Genomic DNA, 21,268 nt, shown 5'->3' with positions numbered 1-21,268 from the left:
CGCTTGGTCTACCGAACGGTAACCTGTGGAAGCGCTGTCCCGGAACGCCCCTGGCAGGGACGGTGGTTCAGGCCGCCGCACAGCTTTCTCCCAGCTCCCGCCAGGTCGTGCGCAAACCATTGACGCGATTCCGCCTCACCCCTACCTTCTGATCGACTTTCCGAACCTGGTTCGGAATCTCGAACGCTAGAGCCGCGTTGTTCGTCCGCCCGAGGAGAGCCGTCCGTGACCACACGATCCCCCATGCCGTCCCGCCGTACCCTGCTGCGCGCGCTGGCCGCCCTGCCCGCCTCGGCCGTCCTCATGGGCGAACTCCCCGGCGCCGCCTACGCCGCCGCCCCGGCGAGCGGCTCCGCGACCCGCTACACGATCGTGCCGTTCCTCAACAGCGACGACGGCACGGTGAACGTCTACCAGTCGGACGACGCCCTCGACTTCCGGCTGCTCCAGTCCTCCGCGTACACGCCGCCGAGCAACAGAATCCGCGACGCCAGCGTCTTCAAGCACACCGACGGCTACTACTACATCACCTACACCACCCACACCTGGCAGGACGTCAGCACCACCATCGGCTTCGCCCGCAGCTCCGACCGGGTCAACTGGACCTTTCTGTACGACTACACGGTCCCGATCACCAGTCTGTCCCGGGCATGGGCGCCGGAGTGGTTCGTCGACAGCGACGGCAGCGTCAACGTCATCGTGTCCTGCTCGCTCACCAGCGACGAGTGGATCTTCACGCCGTATCTGCTGAAGGCGACCAACACCGCGCTCACCGCCTGGAGTTCACCGGTGGCGCTGTCCGGGATCGGCTCGAACCACATCGACACCTTCATCGTGAAGATCGGCTCGACCTATCACGCGTTCACCAAGAACGAGACGACCAAGTACATCGAGTACGCGACGGCCACCGCGCTCACCGGCCCCTACACGATCTCGAAGACCGGCGACTGGGCGGGCTGGGGCAGCTACCGCGAGGGCCCGGCCCTCGTGCAGCTCGACAACGGCGGCTGGCGGCTGTTCTTCGACGGCTACGGCGACGGCAACTACTACTACAGCGACAGCTACGACACCTTCGCCACCTGGTCGGCGCCGGTCGCGCTGCCCGCGATCTCCGGCACGGCACGCCACTTCACGGTCATCAAGGAGACGGTGTCCGGCGGCCCGACCCTGGCCAAGAACGTCACCCGCTCCTTCCAGTCGGTCAACTACACCACCCGCTACTGGCAGACGCAGTCGTCCCTCCTCAACCTGCCGGTGGTGACGAGCTCCAGCACCTCGGCCGAGAAGACGGCGTCGACCTTCACCGTCGTCGCGGGCCTCGCCGACTCCAACGGCTACTCCTTCCGCGACTCCTCCGGCAACTACCTGCGCCACTACAACTACCGCGCCCGCTTCGACGCCAACGACGGCACCACCACCTTCGCCAAGGACGCCACGTTCATCGCCCGCACGGGCACGGCGAGCGGCTCGATCCGCTTCGAGTCGTACAACTACCCCGGCTACTACCTGCGCCACTACAACTACCAGCTGAGGGTGGACCGTTCGGACGCCACGACCACCTTCCGCCAGGACAGCTCGTTCACGCCGGTGACGGCCTGGGCCTGAGCCGCTCCCTCAGGGGCTCTCAGCACTCGACGACGTTGAGGGCGAGACCACCGCGGGCGGTCTCCTTGTACTTGTCCTTCATGTCGGCGCCGGTCTCCCGCATGGTCTTGATCGCCTGGTCGAGCGACACATGGTGGGTGCCGTCGCCGTGCAGGGCCATGCGGGCCGCGGTGATGGCCTTCAGGGAGGCCACCGCGTTGCGTTCGATGCAGGGGATCTGGACCAGGCCGCCGACCGGGTCGCAGGTCAGCCCGAGGTTGTGCTCGATGCCGATCTCAGCGGCGTTCTCGACCTGTTCGGGAGTGCCGCCGAGGATCTCGGCCAGCCCCGCCGCGGCCATCGAGCACGCGGAGCCGACCTCGCCCTGGCAGCCGACCTCGGCGCCGGAGATCGAGGCGTTCTCCTTGAACAGCACACCGACCGCGGCGGCGGTCAGCAGGAAGCGGACGACGCCGTCCGACCCGGCGCCGCGCACGAAACGCTCGTAGTAGTGCAGCACCGCCGGGACGATGCCTGCCGCCCCGTTCGTCGGGGCGGTCACCACCCTGCCGCCCGCCGCGTTCTCCTCGTTGACCGCCAGCGCGTACAGCGTCACCCACTCCATGGCGTGCAGGGAGTCGGTCTCGGCCTCGGTGTCCGCGGCCACCAGCTTCTCGTGCAGGGCGGCCGCCCGGCGGCGCACCTTCAGCCCACCGGGCAGCACCCCGCCGTGCGCGGTGCCCCGGCGCACGCACTCCTGCATCACCGACCAGATGTGCAGGAGACCGGAGCGGACCTCGTCCTCGGTGCGCCAGGTCAGCTCGTTCGCCATCATGATCGAGCTGATCGGCAGCCCGGTGGCCCGGGTGTGGGCCAGCAGCTCGGCACCGGTCGTGAAGGGGTAGCGCACCGGGGTGGTGTCCGGGACGATCCGCGGGCCGTCCGCCGCGCTCTCGTCCACGACGAAACCGCCGCCGACGGAGTAGTACGTACGGGTCGCCAGCCGGCGCCCGTCCCGCGCCGTGGCCTCGAAGGTCATGGCGTTGGCGTGGAAGGCCAGCCGCTTGCCGCGGTGCAGGACGACGTCCTCGTCGACCTCGAAGTCGATGATGCGCTTGCCCAGCAGCCGCAGGCCCCGCGTCTCCCGGACCCGGTCCATCGTCGGCTCGGCGACGGCCGGGTCGACGAGCTCGGGCACCTCGCCCTCAAGGCCCAGGACCACGGCCTTCACACTGCCGTGCCCGTGCCCGGTGGCGCCCAGCGAGCCGAACAGCTCGACATGGACGTGGCTCGTCTCCTCCAGCAGGCCGTCCTGCTCCAGGGCGTACGCGAAGGAGTGCGCCGCCCGCATCGGGCCCACGGTGTGGGAGCTGGAGGGCCCGATGCCGACCTTGAACATGTCGAAGACGCTGATGGTCATCCGGTGTCGCCCCGGAACTCCGTGCAGGCGTCGATCAGCCAGGTCGCCAGATAGGACGCGAACGACGCGCGGACCAGCAGCCGGACCTCGGACGCCCCCTCGCCGCACACCACGAGGGTGACCGGCGCCTGTGCCACCAGCGTCGTCAGACACGAGCCGACGGGGGTCGCCCGGGCGTCCAGGTCGATGGCACAGCCCTGGGCGAGGACCGTGCGCACGAGGTCCCCGGACAGGGCGAGCGTGGTGCGCTGCGCCGAGACGTCGGTGACGGTGGCGAACTCGTCGCCGATGGCCGACCGCAGCAGGGCGGCGAGTTCGGCGCCCCGCCCGTCGGGCACCACCAGGAGCCATTCGTCCGGGCCCATCCACAACACCTCGATGTCGCCGGAGAGTTCGGCGCGCAGCGGGCCGGGCAGGGTGACACCCAGGGCGGACTCCACGGCCCCCGCCGCGGCGCTGCCGGGCGCCACCCGCAAGGTGAGCTGGGTCAGGTAGGGCAATTCCCGCACCTCCACTCCGGCCGGCAGGCGGTCGAAGTCGTCCTGCCAGTCGGACAGCGGGCTGAAGCGGGCGGGCGTCTCAACCGTCACGGCGAGCCCCCTCCTTGTCGAAGAGCACGGGTTCGGTCACGGTCACCGGGACGGTCCGGCCGTCCAGCGGGACGTAGAGGGTCTCGCCGATCCGCCGGGTGCCCGAGCGCACCAGGGCCAGGGCGAAGGTGCGCCGGAGGGCGTCGCTGCGGTAGCTGGAGGTGACATGGCCCAGCATCGGGACCGGGGGCGCCGGGATCTCGCTGGTGGAGATGATCTGCGCGCCCTCGGGGAGCAGCACGTGCTCGTCGACCGGCAGCAGGCCCACCAGCTGCTTGCGGTCCTCCCGCTGGTTCTCCACGCGGGTGAAGGACCGCTTGCCGACGAAGTCCGGCTTCTTCTTCGACACGACCCACGACATGCCCAGGTCCTGCGGCGTGACCGTGCCGTCGGTGTCCTGCCCGATGATCGGGTACGCCTTCTCCGCGCGCAGCACGTGCATCGTCTCGGTGCCGTACGTCGTGAGACCGAACGCGTCCCCGGCCGCGACGAGCGCCTTCCACACCGTGATCCCGTACCAGGCGGGCACGTTGACCTCGTAGGCGAGTTCACCGGAGAAGCTGATGCGGCACACCCGCGCCTCGACCCCGGCGACGGTGGTGTCCTTCCACGACATGAAGGGGAAGGAGTCGTTGTCGACGTCCAACTCCGGCGCCACGAGGGCCAGTACGTCGCGGGAGCGCGGGCCGACCAGGGGGATCGTCACCCAGTGCTCGGTGACGGAGGTGAGGTGGACGCGCAGTTCGGGCCACTCGGTCTGGAGCCACTCCTCCATCCACTCGAAGATCTTGGCCGCGTTGCCGGTCGTCGTGGTCAGCAGGAACTCCTGCTCGGCCACCCGGATCACGGTGCCGTCGTCGATGGCCATGCCGTCCACGCCGCACATCACGCCGTAGCGGACCCGGCCCACCTTCAGGGTGCTCATCAGGTTCGTGTAGAGCCGGTCCAGCAGCACCCCGGCGTCCGGGCCCTGCACATTGATCTTGCCGAGGGTGGAGCCGTCCATCATCGCGACGCCGGTGCGGGCGGCCCGGCACTCGCGCAGCACGGCCTCTTCCATGGTCTCGCCGGGCCGGGGGTAGTACCAGGGGCGCTTCCACTGGCCGACGTCCTCGAACAGGGCGCCCTGCTCGACATGCCAGGGGTGCAGCGCGGTCACCCGGACCGGGTCGAACAGCTCGCCCCGGTTGCGGCCGGCGAGGGCGGCGAAGGCGACCGGCAGGGCGGGCGGACGCAGCCGCATGGTGCCGAGGTCGGCGACGTCCACGCCGAGCGCCTCGGCGACGATGCCCGAGGTCATCACGCCCGAGGTGCGGCCCTGGTCGTGGGCGGTGCCGATCGTCGTGTACCGCTTGACGTGCTCCACCGACCTGAGGCCCGCGCCGGTCGCCCGCAGCACATCGGCGACGGTGGCGTCGCGTTGCAGGTCCACGAACTGGACGGAGCCGTCCTCGGCATCCTGCGGGCTCGGCACCCGCCACAGCACCCGGGTGGGCGCCCCGTCCGGGAGCGGGGAAGGCGTCGGCAGAGTGATCGTCCCGCCGGTCCCGCCGATCGCCGACAGGGCCTGCCGGGCGGCGTCCGCTCCGTCGGCGAGGCAGCCGGAGAGGGTGAACGTGCCTGCGGCCGAGCCCGCCGTACGGACGCCGTCCGGCGCCCGGTCCGGGACGAAGGCGCCGATCCCGGCGTCGTAGCGCAGGGTGCCGCGGGCCTGGCTGAACAGGGCCACCGCCGGGTTCCAGCCGCCGGAGACCAGCAGCAGATCGCAGTCGACGCCCTGCCGCTCGCCGAGCCGCCCGTCACGGAAGGCGGCCACATGGGCGCGGGTGACGCGCTCGATGCCGCTGGTGCCGGTGACGACATGGCCCGCGCGGACGCCGATGCCGCGTTCGGCGCAGGCGGTGCGCCAGTGCTCGGGCACCTCCTCGCGCGCGTCGAGCACGGCGGCGATCTCCACGCCCGCGTCGGCCAGTTCGAGGGCGGCCGGGTAGGCGCTGTCGTTCGTGGTGAACAGGACGGCCCGCTGTCCGGGAAGGACGCCGAAGCGGTTCAGGTAGGTGCGGGCCGAGCCGGCCAGCATGATCCCGGGCCGGTCGTTGTTGTCGAAGGCGACCGGACGCTCGTAGGCACCGGTGGCGTACACGACCTGCCGGGAGCGGATCCGCCAGATCCGCTGCCGCGACACATGGGCGGGGGCGGCGGCACCGAGGTGGTCGGTGCGCTTCTCCAGGGCCAGGACGAGTCCGTCGTCGTAGTGGCCGAAGGCCGTGGTGCGCGTGAGGATCCGTACGTCGGCGAGGCCGCCGAGTTCCGCGACGACCGCGTCGACCCATGCCGTCGCCGGTGCGCCGTCGAGGAGCTCCTGGGCGCCGAGCAACGAGCCGCCGGGCTCGGGGAGTTCGTCGACGACGATCACCCGGGCCCCGGAACGGGCGGCCGTCAGGGCGGCGGCCAGTCCTGCCGGTCCGGCGCCGACGACGAGGACGTCGCAGTGGGCGTGCATGGTGTCGTAGCGGGCGGTGTCCGGCTCGGTGCTGAGCCTGCCCTGGCCGGACAGACCACGGGCGACGAGACCGTCGTACAGCTCCACGGTGGTGGCCGTGAGCATGGGCTCGGGGAAGGGGACCTCGATCTGGACCAGCGCGTTGGGTTCCTCGGCTCCGGCGGCCAGGAATCCGCGCGGGCGGCCGTGCTTGATGCTGTCGGCCACGTGGTGCACGCCGTGGGCGAGCAGGGCGGAGGCGAGGGTGTCGCCGGGGTGGCCGGTGTAGGCGGTGCCGTCGAAGGTGAAGGAGAGGGTGGTGGCGCGGTCGACGCGGCCGTGGCCGGGGGCTCGGTGCGGGGTGCTCATCGACGGGCCTCCTGGCTCTGCGCGGTGGACGCGGCGGACGCGGTGTTCTCGGGGGTGGGGCGCTTCGCACCGATCTCGTAGACCGCGAGGAACTCGTGGGTGACGGTGTCGCGCAGGGCGTTGAACCAGCGGCGGCAGCCGGCCGAGTGCACCCACCGCTCGGCGAACGGCCCCTTGGGGTTGTCGCGGAAGAAGACGTACTGGGCCCACTGCTCGTCGTCGAGGGCGTACGGGTTCTCGGGGTAGGCGACGTGCGCCTGACCGCCGTAATGGAACTCGATCTCCTCGCGGTCGCCGCACCAGGGGCAGGTGATGAGCTGCATGTCGGTACTCCTTGGCTAATGGGCGACGGCGGCGGCGCCGTGCTCGTCGACGAGGGCACCGGTGGTGAAGCGGTCGAGGGTGAACGGCGCGTTGTAGGGGTGCGGTTCGCCGGTGGCGACGGTGTGCGCGAAGCACCAGCCGACGCCCGGGGTGGCCTTGAAACCGCCGGTTCCCCAGCCGCAGTTGAGGTAGAGGTTCTCGACGGGGGTCAGGCCGACGATGGGGGAGGCGTCGGGGGTCGTGTCGACGATGCCGGCCCAGGTGCGCAGCATGTGGGCGCGGGCGAAGACGGGGAACAGCTCCAGGGCGGCGGCCATCTGACGCTCCAGGATGTGGAACGCGCCGCGCTGGCCGTAGCCGTTGTAGCTGTCGATCCCGGCGCCCATCACCAGCTCGCCCTTGTGCGCCTGGGAGACGTACACATGGACGGCGTTCGACATCACCACGGTCGGGTGCACGGGCTCAAGCAGTTCGGACACCAGGGCCTGGAGCGGATGGCTCTGGAGCGGCAGCCGCAGACCGGCCATCGCGGCCAGCACGGAGGAGTGTCCGGCGGCGGCGAGCGCGACCTTGCCGGCGGCGATGTCGCCGCGCGTCGTCCGCACCCCGCGTACCCGTCCGTCGGCGATGTCGAGGCCGGTGACCTCGCAGTCCTGGATCAGATCGATGCCGTACGCGTCGGCCCTGCGGGCGAAGCCCCAGGCCACGTAGTCGTGCTTGGCGATGCCCGCGCGGGGCTGGTAGGTCGCGCCGAGGACGGGATAGCGCACGTCCGGGGAGATGTTGACGATGGGGCAGACCTTGGCGACCTCGTCCGGCTCCAGCCACTCCGCGTCGACGCCGTTGAGCTGGTTCGCGTAGACGCGGCGCCTGCTGTCGCGGACGTCCTGGAGGCTGTGGGCGAGGTTGAGGACACCGCGCTGGCTGAAGAGGATCGGGTAGTCGAGGTCCTCTTCGAGGGTCTCCCACAGCTTGAGGGAGTGCTCGTAGATGCCGGAGCTCTCGTCCCACAGGTAGTTGGAGCGGATGATCGTGGTGTTGCGGGCCATGTTGCCGCCCGCGAGCCAGCCCTTCTCCAGGACCGCGATGTTGGTGATGCCGTGGTTCTTGGCCAGGTAGTAGGCGGTGGCCAGGCCGTGTCCGCCGCCGCCGACGATCACGACGTCGTACGACCGCTTGGGCTCGGGGTTGCGCCACAGGAAGTCCGGGTGGTCCGGGAGGGCGTCACCCGGTGTGGCGGGGGCGTTGAAGCGCGGGCGGGTCACTGGGCAGCCTCCTCGGCCACGGACTGCGGGACGGCGGGGTACAGCGGGAACCGGTCGGTGAGGGCCTCGACGCGGCGGCGCAGTGCGGTGGCGGCCTCGTCGTCGAAGCCGGGCAGCAGGGCCGTGGCGACGATGTCGGCGACCTCGGTGAACTCCTCGGCCCCGAAACCGCGGGCGGCCAGCGCCGGGGTGCCGATCCGGACGCCGGAGCTGATCATCGGCGGGCGCGGGTCGAAGGGGACGGCGTTGCGGTTGACGGTGATGCCGATCCGGTGGAGCCGGTCCTCGGCCTGCTTGCCGTCGAGTTCGGAGTGGCGCAGGTCCACCAGGACGAGATGGACGTCCGTGCCCCCGGTCAGCACGCTGACCCCGGCCGCCTTCGTGTCCTCGGCGAGCAGCCGCTCGGCCAGGATCGCGGCGCCTTCCAGGGTGCGGCGCTGACGGTCGGCGAACTCCGGCTGCGCGGCCATCCTGAACGCGACGGCCTTCGCCGCGATGACATGTTCGAGGGGGCCGCCCTGCTGGCCGGGGAAGACCGCGGAGTTGATCTTCTTGGCGAGTTCGGCCGTCGACAGGATCACCCCGCCGCGGGGGCCGCCGAGCGTCTTGTGGGTGGTCGTGGTCACCACGTGCGCGTGCGGCACGGGGGACGGGTGCAGTCCGGCGGCGACCAGGCCCGCGAAGTGCGCCATGTCGACCATCAGATAGGCGCCGACCTCGTCCGCGATCCGCCGGAACTCCGCGAAGTCGAGCTGCCGGGGGTACGCCGACCAGCCGGCCACGATCAGCTGGGGCCGGTGCTCCTCGGCGAGCTTGCGGACCTGCGCCATGTCGACGCGGTGGTCGTGCTCGCCGACCTGGTAGGCCGCCACCTTGTAGAGGCGCCCGGAGAAATTGAGCCGCATGCCGTGGGTGAGGTGGCCGCCGTGCGCCAGGTCGAGGCCCAGGATCGTGTCGCCGGGCTGGAGCAGGGCGGCCATGACGGCCGCGTTGGCCTGGGCGCCGGAGTGCGGCTGGACGTTGGCGGCCTCGGCGCCGAACAGCTCCTTGACGCGGTCGATGGCGAGCCGCTCGATGACGTCGACGTGCTCGCAGCCGCCGTAGTAGCGGCGGCCGGGGTAGCCCTCGGCGTACTTGTTGGTCAGCACCGAACCCTGGGCCTGCATGACCGCGAGCGGAGCGAAGTTCTCGCTCGCGATCATCTCCAGCGTGCCGCGCTGCCGGGCCAGCTCGTCGGCGACCGCCGCGGCGACCTCGGGATCGAAGTCGTCGAGCTGAGCGCTGAGCACCGTCGTCATGCGAACTCCCTGGTGAGCGACTAACACACGACTGATATATCAATGTTCTGCTGCGCTACAGTAAGAGCGAGGCTGAGGCCCGTCAAGGGCCGGTTATCCGAGGGAGGGTGCGGCGTGACGTCTTCGACCGTCGCCGGTCAGGGCCAGGGCACGCTGGCCGAGCAGGCCTACAGCGCCGTCTCGGAGCGCCTGGTCACGCTCCGGATCCGCCCCGGGGAACCCATCAACGACGACCGCGTCGCGGCCGAACTCGGCTTCGGGCGCACCCCGGTCCGCGAGGCGCTCAAGCGCCTGGAGCACGAGCGGCTCGTGGTGTCGTATCCGCGGCGCGGGACCTTCGCCACCGAGGTGCAGATCGCCGACCTCGGGCACATCTCAGAAGTGCGCCAGCAGCTCGAACCGCTCGCGGCGGGACTGGCCGCGCAGCGCGCCGGCGACAGCGACCGTGAGGAACTCAACCGGCTGCTGGGGGAGTTGGCGGACGCGTCCGACGGCGGCACGGACCTGATCCGGCTCGACAGGAACGTGCACCGCGCCATCTACGCGGCGACGCGGAACCCCTACCTGGAGGACACCCTCGTCAGGTACGACAACCTGGCCACCCGGATCTGGTGCCTGTTCCTCGACCGGCTGCCGGGTCTGGCGGGCCATGTGCACGAGCACGGGCCGCTGCTGCGCGCCATCATCGACCGGGACGCGGAGAAGGCGTCGGCGTTGGCCGCGCGGCATGTGGAGGGGTTCGAGACGGCGATCCGGGCGCTGATCTGAGCCGTTCGGTGTCTGCGCGGACTCTCAGGGCTTGGTGGCCGGCACCGGGAACAGCATGCAGCTGCTGGTGGCGTGGGCCAGCAGACGGTCCTCGGCGTCCAGCAGTCTGGCCTCGGCGAGCGCGGTCTGGCGGCCCCGGCTGATGATCGTGCCGATGGCCCGGACCCGGCCCGTGTCCGAGGTGATCCGCTTCAGGAACTTCACGGTCAGGTCGAGCGAGGTGTAGCCCATGCCGGGCGGCAGCGTGGACTGCACGGCGCACCCCGCCGCCGAGTCGAGGAGGGTGGCGTAGACGCCACCGTGCACGCTGCCGATCGGGTTGTAGTGCTCCTCGCCCGGTGTGATCGAGAAGACCGCCCTGCCCTCGTCCACCTCGTCGAGGGTGAAGTCCAGGGTCGCCCCGATGGGCGGCTTGGGCAGATGGCCCGCCTGTACCTCGCGCAGGAACTCGAGCCCTGAGGCGCGTCCCACGGCGGCGGCGGTGATCGAGGGGTCGTCCCACTCGTAGGTGCGTGACCGTCCCATGGCGTGGCGTCCTCTCGGCTGGCTTCGTTGATTGAAGCTAGCCCGCGGCGCCTCTGACTGTCAAAGGAGAAGCCAGCCCCTAGCATGGGGGACATGGAGTGGCTCGATGTCAGCACGGAGAACTGTCCCGTCCAGCGCACGCTCGATCTGGTGGGGGAGAAGTGGACCCTGCTGATCGTGCGGGACGTCGCCTGCGGTGTGCGCCGGTTCGACGACTTCCGGCGGCACATCGGGCTGTCGGAGGCGGTCCTGAGCGACCGGCTGCGCAAGCTGACCGGGGCGGGCATTCTGACGACCGTCGCCTATCAGGAACCGGGGAGCCGGTCCCGGAACGAGTACCGGCTGACCCGCAAGGGGTGGGACCTGTGGCCGGTGCTGGTGGCGCTGCGGCAGTGGGGCGACGCGTACGCGGCGGACCCCGAGGGGCCGGTCATGGACATGCGGCACGCCGAGTGCGGGGCGCCGGTCCGGGCTGTCGTCGAGTGCCCGGAGGACCGGGTCGCCCTCACACCGAGGGAGGTCATCGCCCGGCCAGGGCCGGGGGCGCGGCGCAGGGTGTGAGGCGCAGGGTGTGAGGCGTTACAGCGGCGCCGGGGACGAGGCGCCGGCGATCAGCAGTCGGGGCGTGCCCGTGCCGTTCGCGGGGACGCTCCACAGGTCGCTGCTGCCCGTCCTGCCCTCGGTGGGCAGGGCGTAGGCGACGGTCCTGTCGTCGAGCCAGGTCGCCTGGTCGTCGACGCTGTGGCGTTCGGCGAGCGGGGTCTCGCGCAGGGTGCGCAGATCGAGGACGTACTCGCGCCACAGGTCCGTACGGGACAGCACCCGCTTCTTGAAGGCGACGCGGGTCTCGTCGGGGGAGAGGGACGGGCACTCGACGTTCTCGATGAGCGTGGTCACCGTCTGCCGCGAGATCGAACCCCGCACCAGATACGTCTTGCTCGCGGTGTTGAGGGTCGCGTAGAAGGTGTCGTCGTCGGAGGCGAAGGTGACGCCCCAGAAGTTGACGTCCGCGGCCTTGTAGGACTTGCCGTCCAGGGTGATGGCGAACGTCTCCAGGCTGGGGATCAGCTTCATCGTGCGGGTGTCCAGGATCGACGTCCGGGTGGAGAAGAACGCGGACGCGTACGACTCGCCGGAGACGAACACCGTCCAGGCGGCGAACCGGCCGCTGGGCGAGACCCGGGCCCGGCTGGGGGTGCCCGCGAGGGCGTACGTGTGCCGGGTGCGCAGGTCGGCGTCGAGGAGCAGGGCGCGGTTGTTCTGCTTGAGGATGCCGGTGTCGGACTGGAGGCAGACGCCGGTGCCCGCCGCCGCGTAGAAGCGGGCGCACTTCAGGTCCGAGGCGGTCCGTCCGCCCCCGGGGTCGGCGGAGGGGACCGAGGCGACGGCGGTGCGGTGCGGGCCCGCGGTCGCGTTGACGAAGGTCAGACGGTTCTTCTGGCTGAGCGTCAGCTTGCCGGAGCTGACGGTGGGGTCGCCCTTGCGCGGCTGGTCGGCCCGGTCCGCGCGGTCGGCGGCGTGCAGGACCATGCCGGTTCCCACGCCCGCGAGGACCAGGACCGCCGCGACGAGGACGAGCAGGCGGCGGCGGAGCGAAGTCATCTGGATCCCTGTGGTTCGTCGTGTGGTGGGTGGTTCGTCGTGCGGTGCGGTGCTGAGTCGTGTTGCGTGGTGGTCGGTCGTCCGGCGCCGTGGTCATCGGGGGTCGCGGGCCGGTCGCAGCACCAGGCCCGCGACGGCGGCGCAGCACAGCAGGCCGATCGCCGAGCCGGCCAGCGCCGGGCCGTAGCCCCAGATCGTCCAGGCGGCGCCGAAGGCCAGCGAGCAGCAGAACCGGGCCAGCGCCTGGCTGGTGCCGACGATGGCGAGGCCGCTGGCGCGCAGATGCTCGGGCACGATGCCGGCGAGCGCGGCCGGGAGCACCCCGTCGGTGGCGGCGTAGAACACGCCGTGCAGGGCGAGGACCAGGAACGGCAGCGCCGGTGTGGCCGGGGCCCACACCAGCAGGGCGTAGCCGGTGAGCAGCGCCAGGTGCCCGGCGAGGAACACGGTGTGCCGCCCGATCCGGTCGGCGAGCGCGCCGGCGGGTACGGCCAGCAGCAGGAAGACGACGGCGGTGCCGAGCGGCAGCAGCGGGAACCAGCCTTCGTCGAGGCCCGCGCGCCGTTGCAGGAGCAAGTAGACGAACGCGTCGCTGACGGTGGTCAGACCGAGCAGCGCGGCACACCCGGCGAGCGCCCGCAACCGGGGCAGGCGCAGCAGGGCGAGCGCCTCGGCGGGGCGGACCGGCGGCTGGCGGTCCACCTGGTCGACGGGTGCCGTGCGCTCCTTGCCGGGTACGAACAGCACGAGCACCACCACGCCGAGCACGGCCACGCAGGCGCTCACGCCGAACACGGCGTCGTAGCCGTCGGCCGCCGCGTTGAGGATGAGGAACGCGGTCAGCGGGCCGAGCATCGCGCCGGTGGTGTCCATCGCCCGGTGCACGCCGAAGGCCCGGCCCTGGCGTTCGGGGGGTGTCGAGAGGGAGATCATCGCGTCGCGCGGTGCGGTGCGCAGGCCTTTGCCGGTGCGATCGAGGGCGAGGAGCGTGCCGAGTGCGCCGATGCTGCTCGCGAGCAGGAGCAGGGGCTTGCAGAGCGCGGAGAGGCCGTAGCCGAGGCCCGCTATCAGCTTGTGGCTGCGTATCCGGTCGGCGAGGTGACCGCCGGTCAGCTGGACCAGCGCGCTGACGCCGTTGTAGACGCCGTCGAGGGCGCCGAAGCCCAGCGGGCTGAAGCCGAGCGTGGTGACGAGGTAGAGCGGCAGGACGGCGGTGACCATCTCCGAGGAGATGTCGGTGATCAGGCTGACCGTGCCCAGCACGAGCACGACCGGGGCGACCTTGGGCCGCGAGCCGCGTCTTCGGCCCTGCTCGGTCTCCGCCCCGGCGGGCGCGGAGCGGTCGGTGAGGTACATGTCCAGGACTCCAGATGCGGTGCGTTCAGTTCTGCCGGCTGCTCTCGTCCCGTAGCCAGGTCCCGAAGTCCTGGGCCCGGATGGCCTTTTGGGCCTTCCGGCGGGCGACGACCGCCGCGGCGACGAAGACCACGACCGCCGGGAGGAGCCTCGGGTCCGCGCGGAGCAGCGCGAGGAGATCCGCCTTGCTCGTACGGGCCGTGGCGTCCTCCGGGGTCCGATGCTGCTCGACCTGTGCGGTGGACACCGCGGCGCGGATCCGTCGTTTGATCAAATCCGGCCAGGTTTTGGGCGGTTGGACGACGACCCCGGCCGACCCCACCACGAGCCGCTCCTCGGGGCTGAACGCCAGCGACGCGGCGAGGTCGTCCGCCATCAGCGGCGGCAGCGCGGTGATACGGGAGTGCCCGGCCTTGGAGACCGCGATGACCCCCCGCCCGAACAACCCCTCGCGCACCGCCGGGAGTCGCCGCCACACCCGGTAGTAGGCGCGCACCCGCCAGGCGCACGCATCCAGCGGAATCCGCCGTTCAGGGGCGGTGGCGAGGATGCCCGAAGTGCCGTCCTCCAGAGGCTCGGTGAGCGCTTGTACGTCCGCTCCCGTGATGACGACATCGGCGTCCACGTAGACCCGGGGAAAGCCGCGCGCGTGATCGTCCCCGGCGCGCAGGGCGGCGTGCTTGGAGGGCGTGGGGATCTCCACGACCCGTACGCGCGGGCCCCGGGCGGCCGCGATCTCCGCGGTGCCGTCCGTGCAGCCATTGCATACAACCACGATGTCGGTGTCGTTTCCGTGGGATTCGGAATCGGCCAGAAGTGAATCAAGGAGCCGGGCGATGACTTGCGCCTCGTTGTGGGCCGGGATCACGATGCTCGTCACCTGGGCAGTATGCAGTCGATGTCAGTAATGCGACGTGTGTTTCGTCCAACTGTTCCCGTGACTGTGTTCGGTGGTCTAGATTGATGCCCGCCGAACCGGTTTGGGTGGGGAAGGGGAGGCACGAGCCAACATGTAGGGGACATGCGGCGGTTGGGGAACCGCTGAGGCTTCTTTCTTTCATCTACCGATGCGTTGGGGGCGTATCGGTGTTCGGTCAGGGGTAACCGCGCACGTGGTGGGGGGCGCATGACCATTGAGGTCACGCATGAGCAACTGGTTGTGGAACGCAGAGCTCCGCAAGGGCGCCGAAGACCTTGGGAGCAGAGATACCGAATGGTCCTGCTGGTCGCGGACGGCCTCGCCGCCGTTGCCGCGGCCTTCTTGATCCACGCGGCGTACGGCCGCTGGGCGGTGGCCCTGGTGCTGCCCCCGGTGTGGATCGTGGCCATGGCCGCCCATCGCTCCTACGACCGCAGGGCCTTGGGGCTGGGCACCGAGGAGTACCGACGGGTGCTCCGGGGGGCCGTCGCGCTGCCGGCGCCGGCCCTGGCCCTGTACTGGCTGTTCACCCATGATTCGGGCCTCCTTCATGACATGACCATGGCTGCGATACCGGCCGCCGCGCTCGCTCTCCTGGTCCGGTACACGCTGCGCCGCAGACTCCACCGGCGCTGGGCCCGCGACCGCGGCCGCAGCGCGACCCTCCTGGTCGGTCCCTCGCACGGCATCGTCGCGCTGGTCGCCGTACTGCGGCGCGGCGGGGCCCAGGAACTGCGGGCCGCCGGGGTGTGCCTGAGCGATCCCGAGAACGCGGCCGAGGTCCGCCGCCTGGGACTCCCGGTCCTCGGCGGCGTCGACACCATGGACGACGTCATCCGGGCCCTGGGCATCGGCACCGTCGTGGTGCTGCCCGCACCCGAGTTCGACGCCTCCGTCGTGCGCCGCATGTCCTGGACGGCGGCCGTGCAGGGCGTCGACTTCCTGCTGGCCCCCGTACTGGCCGATGTGTCCGCCGCCCGGCTGACCGTACGGTCCGCCAACGGGGTACCCCTGGTCCGGGTCCAGGCACCCAACCTCTCCCGGACCTCCCGGCTGCCCAAGGAACTCCTCGACCGCTCGCTCGCGGCGCTCCTCCTGGCGTTCCTCGCCCTGCCCATGCTGGCGATCGCCCTGATCGTCCGCCTGGACAGCTCGGGACCGGCCCTCTTCCGGCAGCAGCGGGTGGGCCGCTACGGCGACCACTTCACCATGTTCAAGTTCCGTACGATGCGCCCGGATTCGGAGGCGCGCAAGGCGGACCTCGAACACCTCAACCAGAACAGCGACGGCCTGCTGTTCAAGGTGAAGGAGGACCCCCGCATCACCCGGGTCGGCTCCTTCCTGCGCCGCAGCTCGCTCGACGAACTCCCGCAGCTGATCAATGTGATCGGCGGCCACATGTCCCTCGTCGGACCCCGCCCCCCGCTGCCCGAGGAGGTGGACGAGTACCCGCCGGAGGTCAAGCGGAGGCTGCTCGTGAAACCGGGCCTCACCGGCCTCTGGCAGGTGAGCGGCCGCTCGGACCTGCCCTGGGACGAGGCCGTCCGACTCGATCTCGCATACGTGGACAACTGGTCGACCAGCCTCGACCTGACCATCTTGGCGCGCACCGCCACCGCGGTGGTGCGCGGAACGGGGGCCTACTGATGGCGCACGGGAAGAGGAACCAAGTGACGGACAGCACCGATCCGTTGGGAGTCGCCGTCGTCGGCGCGGGCTACTGGGGACCCAACCTCGTCCGCAACTTCCAGGCCAGCGACCGCTTCCGGCTGCGCTGGCTGTGCGACCTCGACGTGGCACGCGCCCAGCGCGTCCTCGGCGGCTACTCGACCGTCCAGCCCACCGCGGACTACGCGGCCGTCCTCGCCGACCCCTCCGTGCACGCCGTCGCCGTGGCCACCCCCGCCGGCACCCACCTCGACATCGCCCTGGCCGCCCTGCGCGCCGGGAAGCACGTCCTGGTGGAGAAGCCCCTCGCGGCGACCTACGCCGACGGCCTGCGGCTGGTCGCGGAGGCCGAGGAACGCGGTCTGACCCTGATGTGCGACCACACCTACTGCTACACGCCCGCCGTGGGCCGCATCCGGGACCTGGTCCACTCCGGCGAACTCGGCGAGATCCACTTCGTCGACTCGGTCCGCATCAACCTCGGCCTGGTCCAGAAGGACATCGACGTGATGTGGGACCTCGCCCCGCACGACCTGTCGATCCTGGACTTCATCCTCCCGGACAACGTCGAGCCGGTCGCCGTCGCCGCCCACGGAGCCGACCCGATCGGCGCCGGACAGGCCTGCGTCGCCTATCTGACGCTCACCCTCAACACCGGGGCCATCGCCCACGTGCACGTCAACTGGCTCTCCCCGACCAAGGTCCGCACCACCATGGTGGGCGGCGCCAAACGCACCCTCGTGTGGGACGACCTCAACCCCCTTCAGCGGGTGGCCGTCTACGACCGGGGCGTCGACCTGGCCTCGCCGCAGGAGATCGGCGCGGACGAACGCCGGGACATGCTCGTCTCGTACCGCTCCGGCGACATGGTCGCGCCCGCCATCGGCGAGAAGGAGGCGCTGCGCAGCATGGTCGAGGAGTTCGCCGACTCGATCACCGAGCGCCGGGCCCCGCTGACCGACGGCCGGGCGGGCCTGCGGGTGCTGGACATTCTCGAGGCGGCGTCCCGGAGCCTCGAATTCAAGGGCGCGGTCGTCGGACTGCGCGCCGGGCGCTGACAGAACCGATTCGCTGAGAAGTTCGCTGAGAAGGAAGTGCAGTTGAGCAGCGTACGAGGCAAGAAGATCTTGGTCACCGGGGGAGCGGGCACCATCGGCTCCAACCTCGTCGACCTCCTCGCCGAAGGCGGCGCCCGCGAGATCGTCGTACTCGACAACTTCGTGCGCGGACGGCGCGCCAACCTCGCGAAGGCCCTGCCCAGCGGTGTCGTCGAGGTCGTCGAGGGCGACATCCGGGACGTCGAGACCGTCAAGAAGGTCACCGAGGGCGCCGACCTGGTGTTCCACCTCGCCGCGATCCGCATCACCCAGTGCGCGGAGGAGCCGAGGCTCGCCAACGAGGTGCTGGTCGACGGCACGTTCAACGTCCTGGAGGCGGCGGCCCAGGCCGGTGTCGCCAAGGTCGTCGCCTCCTCGTCGGCGTCCGTCTACGGCATGGCCGAGACCTTCCCGACGACCGAACGCCACCACGCGTACAACAACGACACCTTCTACGGTGCCGCGAAGGCCTTCAACGAGGGCATGCTGCGCAGCTTCCACGCCATGTACGGCCTGGACTACGTGGCGCTGCGCTACTTCAACGTCTACGGCCCCCGCATGGACATCCACGGCCTCTACACCGAGGTGCTCATCCGCTGGATGGAGCGCATCGAGGCCGGTGAGCCGCCGCTCATCCTCGGCGACGGCACCCAGACCATGGACTTCGTCGACGTCCGCGACATCGCCAGAGCCAACGTCCTGGCCGCCGAGTCGGACCTCACCGACGAGGTGTTCAACATCGCGTCCGGCACGGAGACCTCGCTGCGCGAGCTCGCCGACGGTCTCCTGGAGGCGATGGGCGCGACCGGCCTGGAGCCGGTGCACGGGCCCGCCCGCAGTGTGAACTCGGTCGTACGGCGGCTCGCCGACACCTCGCAGGCCGCCGAACGGCTCGGGTTCACGGCCGACATCGACCTGCGCACCGGCCTGAGCGATCTGGTCCAGTGGTGGCGTGCCGAGCGGGAGGCCGCCAAGTGAGCGGCACCGACCGAATCCCCGTGATGATCCCCTGGCTCGGCGAGGAGGAGGCCAAGGCCGCCTCCGACGCCGTGCTGTCCGGGTGGGTCGCGCAGGGCCCCCGGGTCGCCGAGTTCGAGCGGGCCTTCGCCGAGCGGGTGGGCGCCGAGCACGGCATCGCGGTCAGCTCCTGCACGACCGCCCTGCACCTGTCCCTCGTCCTCCTCGGCCTCGGCCCCGGCGACGAGGTCGTCGTGCCCTCACTGTCGTTCATCGCCACCGCCAACGCCGTACGGTACGTCGGTGCCGAGCCGGTGTTCGCGGACGTCGACCCCGCCACCGGCAACCTCACGCCGGCCACCGTGGACGCGGTCCGCACGCCCCGCACCAAGGCCGTCCTCGCCGTCCACCAGGGCGGAGTCCCGGCCGATGTGCACGCCCTGCGCGCCGCCTGCGCCGAGTGGGACCTGCCGCTCGTCGAGGACGCGGCCTGCGCCATCGGCTCGACGGTGGGCGGCAAGCCGGTCGGGCACGGGGCGCTGCTCGCCGCGTGGTCCTTCCACCCCCGCAAGCTCGTCACCACGGGCGAGGGCGGCATGATCACCACCGACGACGCCGAGTGGGCGGCCCGGCTGCGCAGGCTGCGCGAGCACGGCATGAACGCCTCGGCGGCCGACCGCCACGCGAGCAACAAGCCGGTCCTGGAAGCCTACTTGGAGGTCGGCTTCAACTACCGGATGACCGACGTCCAGGCCGCGATCGGCCTGGTCCAGCTCGGCAAGCTCGACGCCATGATCGCCCGGCGGCGTGAACTGGCCGCCCGCTACGACGCGTTGCTCGCCGACGTCCCCGGACTCACCCCGGTGCGCGATCCCGCGCACGGGCAGAGCAACTTCCAGTCCTACTGGGTGCTGCTGGACGAGGACTTCCCCGTCGACCGCGACGACCTGCTCGCCGCGCTCGCCGACGCCGGGGTCTCCGCCCGGCGCGGAATCATGGCCGCCCACCTCGAACCCGCCTACACGGACCACCCCGCCGTGCCGCTGCCCGTCACCGAGCGGATCACCCGGGACTCGCTGATCCTGCCGCTCTTCCACACCATGACCGAGGCCCAGCAGGACCGGGTCGTGGCGGCACTGCGCGAACAGGCCCGCAGATGACCGGACTTGTCATCGTCGGGGCGGGCGGCTTCGCCCGGGAGACCGCCCAGGCCGTCCGGGACGCGGGCGGCTTCGAGCTGCTCGGGCACCTGGACGACAACCCCGGTCTGCACGGCACCGAGGTGGACGGGGTGCCCGTCCTCGGCGGCGGCGACCTCGTGCACGAACTGACCGAGGCCCGCGTGGTGATCTGCGTGGGCAACCCCCGGGACTACGCGGCCCGCGCCCGGCTGGCCCGCAGGTTCGACCTGCCCCCGGACCGGTACGCCACGGTGATCCACCCGACGGCCGCCGTCTCGGCGACCTCCGAGATCGGCCCCGGCTCGGTCCTCCTCGCGCACTGCGTCCTGACCGCCGCCGTCACGGTGGGCGCCCATGTCTCGGTGATGCCGCACGTCGTCCTCACCCATGACGACGTCGTCGAGGACTACGCCACGCTCACCGCCGGCGTCCGCCTCGGCGGCGGCGTGCGGCTGGAGACCGGCGCCTATGTCGGCTCCGGGGCGCTGGTCAGGGAGGGCGTGACGGTCGGCGCCTGGTCGCAGATCGGGCTGGGGAGCACGGTGCTCGGCGACATACCGCCGGGTGAGGTCTGGGTGGGGAGCCCGGCCCGACGACTGCGCGCGGCCGGAGCGCCCGCGCGGGACGAACTAGCGACACGAACAGTGGGGGGACCGCTGACATGAACCAGATCCCGCTGGTGGACCTCAAGGCGGCACACGCCGAGGTCGCCGACGAGGTACGGACCGGCTTCGACCGGGTCCTGGCCGACACCGCGTTCGTGGGCGGCGAGGAGGTCCGCCGCTTCGAGCGCGAGTACGCCGACTTCGGCGAGGTCGCCCACTGCGTGGGCGTCGCCAACGGCACCGACGCCCTCGAACTCGCCCTGCGCGCGAGCGGGGTAGGCCCCGGTGACGAGGTCGTCGTACCCGCCAACACCTTCATCGCCACCGCCGGTGCCGTGGCCAGGACCGGCGCCACGCCGGTCCTCGCGGACTGCCTGCCGGACACGTATCTCCTCGACCCGCAGGCCGCGTCGGACGCGGTCGGCCCGGCCACCCGCGCGGTCGTCCCCGTGCACCTGTACGGCCAGATGGCCGAGGTGACCGAGCTCGCGGCCCAACTCCCCGACCACGTGAAGGTCGTGGAGGACGCCGCGCAGTGCCAGGGCGCGAGCCGCGACGGCCGCACCCCGGGCAGCGGCGGCATCGCGGCCACCAGCTTCTACCCCGGCAAGAACCTCGGCGCCTACGGCGACGCGGGCGCCGTCCTCACTGACCACGAGGACCGCGCCGACCTCGTCCGAGCGATCGCCAACCACGGCGGCATCGCCAAGTACCGCCACGACGTCCCCGGGTTCAACAGCAGACTGGACGGACTCCAGGCCGTCGTCCTGCGGGCCAAGCTCGCCCGCCTCGCGGCCGGCAACGCGGCCCGACGAGCGGCCGCCGCCCGCTACGACACCCTGCTCGACGGCCTCGCGGCCACCGGCCGGGTCGTACTCCCCACAACGGACACGGGCAACGTCCACGTCTGGCACCTGTACGTCGTGCAGGTCGACGGAGCCGACCGCGACGACATCGTCGGCAAGCTCAACGCCGAGGGCATCGGAGCCGGGGTGCACTATCCCGCGCCCGTCCACCTCACCCCCGCCTACCGCCATCTCGGCCACACCCGGGGCGACTTCCCGCACGCCGAGCGCACGGCGGACCGGATCCTGTCGCTTCCGCTCCACCCGCATATCACCCCCGACCAGCAGCAACGCGTCGTCGACACCCTCGCCGACGCGCTCCGCGGCTGACTGGTCCCCGTATCACGCTCCACCCCCACGTCACGGGGCGCTCCTGCACAGCCGCTGAGAGGTACACATGAACAGATGGAGGA

At 71.2% G+C, this 21,268-nt stretch carries 19 protein-coding genes; 9 read left to right on the top strand and 10 right to left on the bottom strand.

Annotated features, from left to right (window positions below):
• Positions 1-225 precede the first annotated feature (225 nt).
• Entirely contained in the window at positions 226-1,605 is a 1,380-nt protein-coding gene (locus tag ABZ928_RS05765) for a glycoside hydrolase family 43 protein (RefSeq protein WP_361515247.1), read from the top strand.
• Positions 1,606-1,624: 19 nt separating this feature from the next.
• Here ABZ928_RS05765 and ABZ928_RS05760 read toward each other — a convergent pair whose 3' ends face one another.
• Genes ABZ928_RS05760 through glyA form a run of 6 tightly spaced genes read right to left on the bottom strand, consistent with a single transcriptional unit; the run spans position 1,625 to position 9,332 of the window.
• Positions 1,625-3,004, bottom strand: coding sequence for an L-serine ammonia-lyase (locus ABZ928_RS05760; protein WP_361515246.1), 1,380 nt, complete (start codon positions 3,002-3,004; stop codon positions 1,625-1,627).
• Complete coding sequence (locus ABZ928_RS05755) at positions 3,001-3,594, bottom strand: sarcosine oxidase subunit gamma family protein (RefSeq protein ID WP_361515245.1); 594 nt, start codon at positions 3,592-3,594, stop codon at positions 3,001-3,003. The genes ABZ928_RS05760 and ABZ928_RS05755 overlap by 4 nt, the downstream gene beginning before the upstream one ends.
• Entirely contained in the window at positions 3,584-6,445 is a 2,862-nt protein-coding gene (locus ABZ928_RS05750; protein WP_361515244.1) for a 2Fe-2S iron-sulfur cluster-binding protein, read from the bottom strand. Before ABZ928_RS05750 ends, ABZ928_RS05755 begins: the two co-directional genes overlap by 11 nt.
• A complete protein-coding gene (locus tag ABZ928_RS05745; RefSeq protein ID WP_361515243.1) occupies positions 6,442-6,768 on the bottom strand; it encodes a sarcosine oxidase subunit delta in 327 nt (108 codons plus the stop codon). Before ABZ928_RS05745 ends, ABZ928_RS05750 begins: the two co-directional genes overlap by 4 nt.
• A 15-nt stretch (positions 6,769-6,783) precedes the next feature.
• The gene (locus tag ABZ928_RS05740) at positions 6,784-8,034 is read right to left on the bottom strand and encodes a sarcosine oxidase subunit beta family protein (RefSeq protein WP_361515242.1); all 1,251 of its coding nucleotides are present in this window, start codon (positions 8,032-8,034) and stop codon (positions 6,784-6,786) included.
• Positions 8,031-9,332 (bottom strand): serine hydroxymethyltransferase, encoded by a 1,302-nt coding sequence (gene glyA, locus ABZ928_RS05735; protein WP_361515241.1) that lies wholly within the window; start codon positions 9,330-9,332, stop codon positions 8,031-8,033. The genes ABZ928_RS05740 and glyA overlap by 4 nt, the downstream gene beginning before the upstream one ends.
• 114 nt (positions 9,333-9,446) lie before the next feature.
• Between glyA and ABZ928_RS05730 the strand changes: the two genes are divergently transcribed.
• Positions 9,447-10,100 (top strand): GntR family transcriptional regulator, encoded by a 654-nt coding sequence (locus ABZ928_RS05730; RefSeq protein WP_361515240.1) that lies wholly within the window; start codon positions 9,447-9,449, stop codon positions 10,098-10,100.
• 24 nt (positions 10,101-10,124) lie between these two features.
• Here the strand turns inward: ABZ928_RS05730 and ABZ928_RS05725 are convergent, their stop codons facing one another.
• Entirely contained in the window at positions 10,125-10,625 is a 501-nt protein-coding gene (locus ABZ928_RS05725) for a PaaI family thioesterase (RefSeq protein WP_361515239.1), read from the bottom strand.
• 93 nt (positions 10,626-10,718) lie between these two features.
• Between ABZ928_RS05725 and ABZ928_RS05720 the strand changes: the two genes are divergently transcribed.
• Positions 10,719-11,186, top strand: a complete 468-nt coding sequence (locus ABZ928_RS05720; RefSeq protein ID WP_361515238.1) for a helix-turn-helix domain-containing protein — start codon at positions 10,719-10,721, stop codon at positions 11,184-11,186.
• An 18-nt stretch (positions 11,187-11,204) separates the two neighbouring features.
• Here the strand turns inward: ABZ928_RS05720 and ABZ928_RS05715 are convergent, their stop codons facing one another.
• The 3 genes from ABZ928_RS05715 to ABZ928_RS05705 all read right to left on the bottom strand — a co-directional run bounded on the left by ABZ928_RS05715 (position 11,205) and on the right by ABZ928_RS05705 (position 14,463).
• A complete protein-coding gene (locus tag ABZ928_RS05715) occupies positions 11,205-12,227 on the bottom strand; it encodes a TolB-like translocation protein (protein ID WP_361515237.1) in 1,023 nt (340 codons plus the stop codon).
• 93 nt (positions 12,228-12,320) lie between these two features.
• On the bottom strand, positions 12,321-13,583 hold the full coding sequence (locus ABZ928_RS05710; protein ID WP_361515236.1) for an MFS transporter: 1,263 nt from the start codon (positions 13,581-13,583) through the stop codon (positions 12,321-12,323).
• A 25-nt stretch (positions 13,584-13,608) separates the two neighbouring features.
• Entirely contained in the window at positions 13,609-14,463 is an 855-nt protein-coding gene (locus tag ABZ928_RS05705) for a glycosyltransferase family 2 protein (protein WP_361515235.1), read from the bottom strand.
• A gap of 333 nt (positions 14,464-14,796) precedes the next feature.
• On the opposite strand from ABZ928_RS05705, the gene ABZ928_RS05700 reads away from it, so the two are divergent.
• From ABZ928_RS05700 to ABZ928_RS05675, 6 genes are read left to right on the top strand one after another with little or no spacing between them, the layout of a single operon-like run.
• Complete coding sequence (locus tag ABZ928_RS05700) at positions 14,797-16,149, top strand: exopolysaccharide biosynthesis polyprenyl glycosylphosphotransferase (protein ID WP_361515234.1); 1,353 nt, start codon at positions 14,797-14,799, stop codon at positions 16,147-16,149.
• 23 nt (positions 16,150-16,172) lie between these two features.
• On the top strand, positions 16,173-17,228 hold the full coding sequence (locus ABZ928_RS05695) for a Gfo/Idh/MocA family oxidoreductase (protein ID WP_361515233.1): 1,056 nt from the start codon (positions 16,173-16,175) through the stop codon (positions 17,226-17,228).
• A gap of 36 nt (positions 17,229-17,264) precedes the next feature.
• Complete coding sequence (locus ABZ928_RS05690; RefSeq protein WP_361515232.1) at positions 17,265-18,245, top strand: NAD-dependent epimerase/dehydratase family protein; 981 nt, start codon at positions 17,265-17,267, stop codon at positions 18,243-18,245.
• Complete coding sequence (locus ABZ928_RS05685; RefSeq protein ID WP_361515231.1) at positions 18,242-19,384, top strand: DegT/DnrJ/EryC1/StrS family aminotransferase; 1,143 nt, start codon at positions 18,242-18,244, stop codon at positions 19,382-19,384. Before ABZ928_RS05690 ends, ABZ928_RS05685 begins: the two co-directional genes overlap by 4 nt.
• Positions 19,381-20,070: a NeuD/PglB/VioB family sugar acetyltransferase gene (locus tag ABZ928_RS05680; protein WP_361515230.1), complete on the top strand. Its 690-nt coding sequence runs from the start codon at positions 19,381-19,383 to the stop codon at positions 20,068-20,070. Before ABZ928_RS05685 ends, ABZ928_RS05680 begins: the two co-directional genes overlap by 4 nt.
• Positions 20,067-21,185, top strand: coding sequence for a DegT/DnrJ/EryC1/StrS family aminotransferase (locus tag ABZ928_RS05675; protein ID WP_361515229.1), 1,119 nt, complete (start codon positions 20,067-20,069; stop codon positions 21,183-21,185). Before ABZ928_RS05680 ends, ABZ928_RS05675 begins: the two co-directional genes overlap by 4 nt.
• The last annotated feature ends 83 nt before the right edge of the window (positions 21,186-21,268 follow it).

It is taken from the genome of Streptomyces sp. NPDC046909 (assembly GCF_040644695.1).
Lineage (GTDB): Bacteria > Actinomycetota > Actinomycetes > Streptomycetales > Streptomycetaceae > Streptomyces.
The sequence above is the reverse complement of the archived record's forward strand: the minus strand, read 5'-3'. Positions and strand labels throughout refer to the sequence as shown.

Excerpts from the sequence above, each read along its gene's own strand:
- ABZ928_RS05760 (WP_361515246.1), bottom strand. The coding sequence starts at position 3,004 with ATGACCATCAGCGTCTTCGACATGTTCAAGGTCGGCATCGGGCCCTCC.
- ABZ928_RS05750 (WP_361515244.1), bottom strand. The coding sequence starts at position 6,445 with ATGAGCACCCCGCACCGAGCCCCCGGCCACGGCCGCGTCGACCGCGCC.
- ABZ928_RS05745 (WP_361515243.1), bottom strand. The coding sequence starts at position 6,768 with ATGCAGCTCATCACCTGCCCCTGGTGCGGCGACCGCGAGGAGATCGAG.
- glyA (WP_361515241.1), bottom strand. The coding sequence starts at position 9,332 with ATGACGACGGTGCTCAGCGCTCAGCTCGACGACTTCGATCCCGAGGTC.
- ABZ928_RS05725 (WP_361515239.1), bottom strand. The coding sequence starts at position 10,625 with ATGGGACGGTCACGCACCTACGAGTGGGACGACCCCTCGATCACCGCC.
- ABZ928_RS05720 (WP_361515238.1), top strand. The coding sequence starts at position 10,719 with ATGGAGTGGCTCGATGTCAGCACGGAGAACTGTCCCGTCCAGCGCACG.
- ABZ928_RS05715 (WP_361515237.1), bottom strand. The coding sequence starts at position 12,227 with ATGACTTCGCTCCGCCGCCGCCTGCTCGTCCTCGTCGCGGCGGTCCTG.
- ABZ928_RS05710 (WP_361515236.1), bottom strand. The coding sequence starts at position 13,583 with ATGTACCTCACCGACCGCTCCGCGCCCGCCGGGGCGGAGACCGAGCAG.
- ABZ928_RS05700 (WP_361515234.1), top strand. The coding sequence starts at position 14,797 with ATGGTCCTGCTGGTCGCGGACGGCCTCGCCGCCGTTGCCGCGGCCTTC.
- ABZ928_RS05680 (WP_361515230.1), top strand. The coding sequence starts at position 19,381 with ATGACCGGACTTGTCATCGTCGGGGCGGGCGGCTTCGCCCGGGAGACC.
- ABZ928_RS05675 (WP_361515229.1), top strand. The coding sequence starts at position 20,067 with ATGAACCAGATCCCGCTGGTGGACCTCAAGGCGGCACACGCCGAGGTC.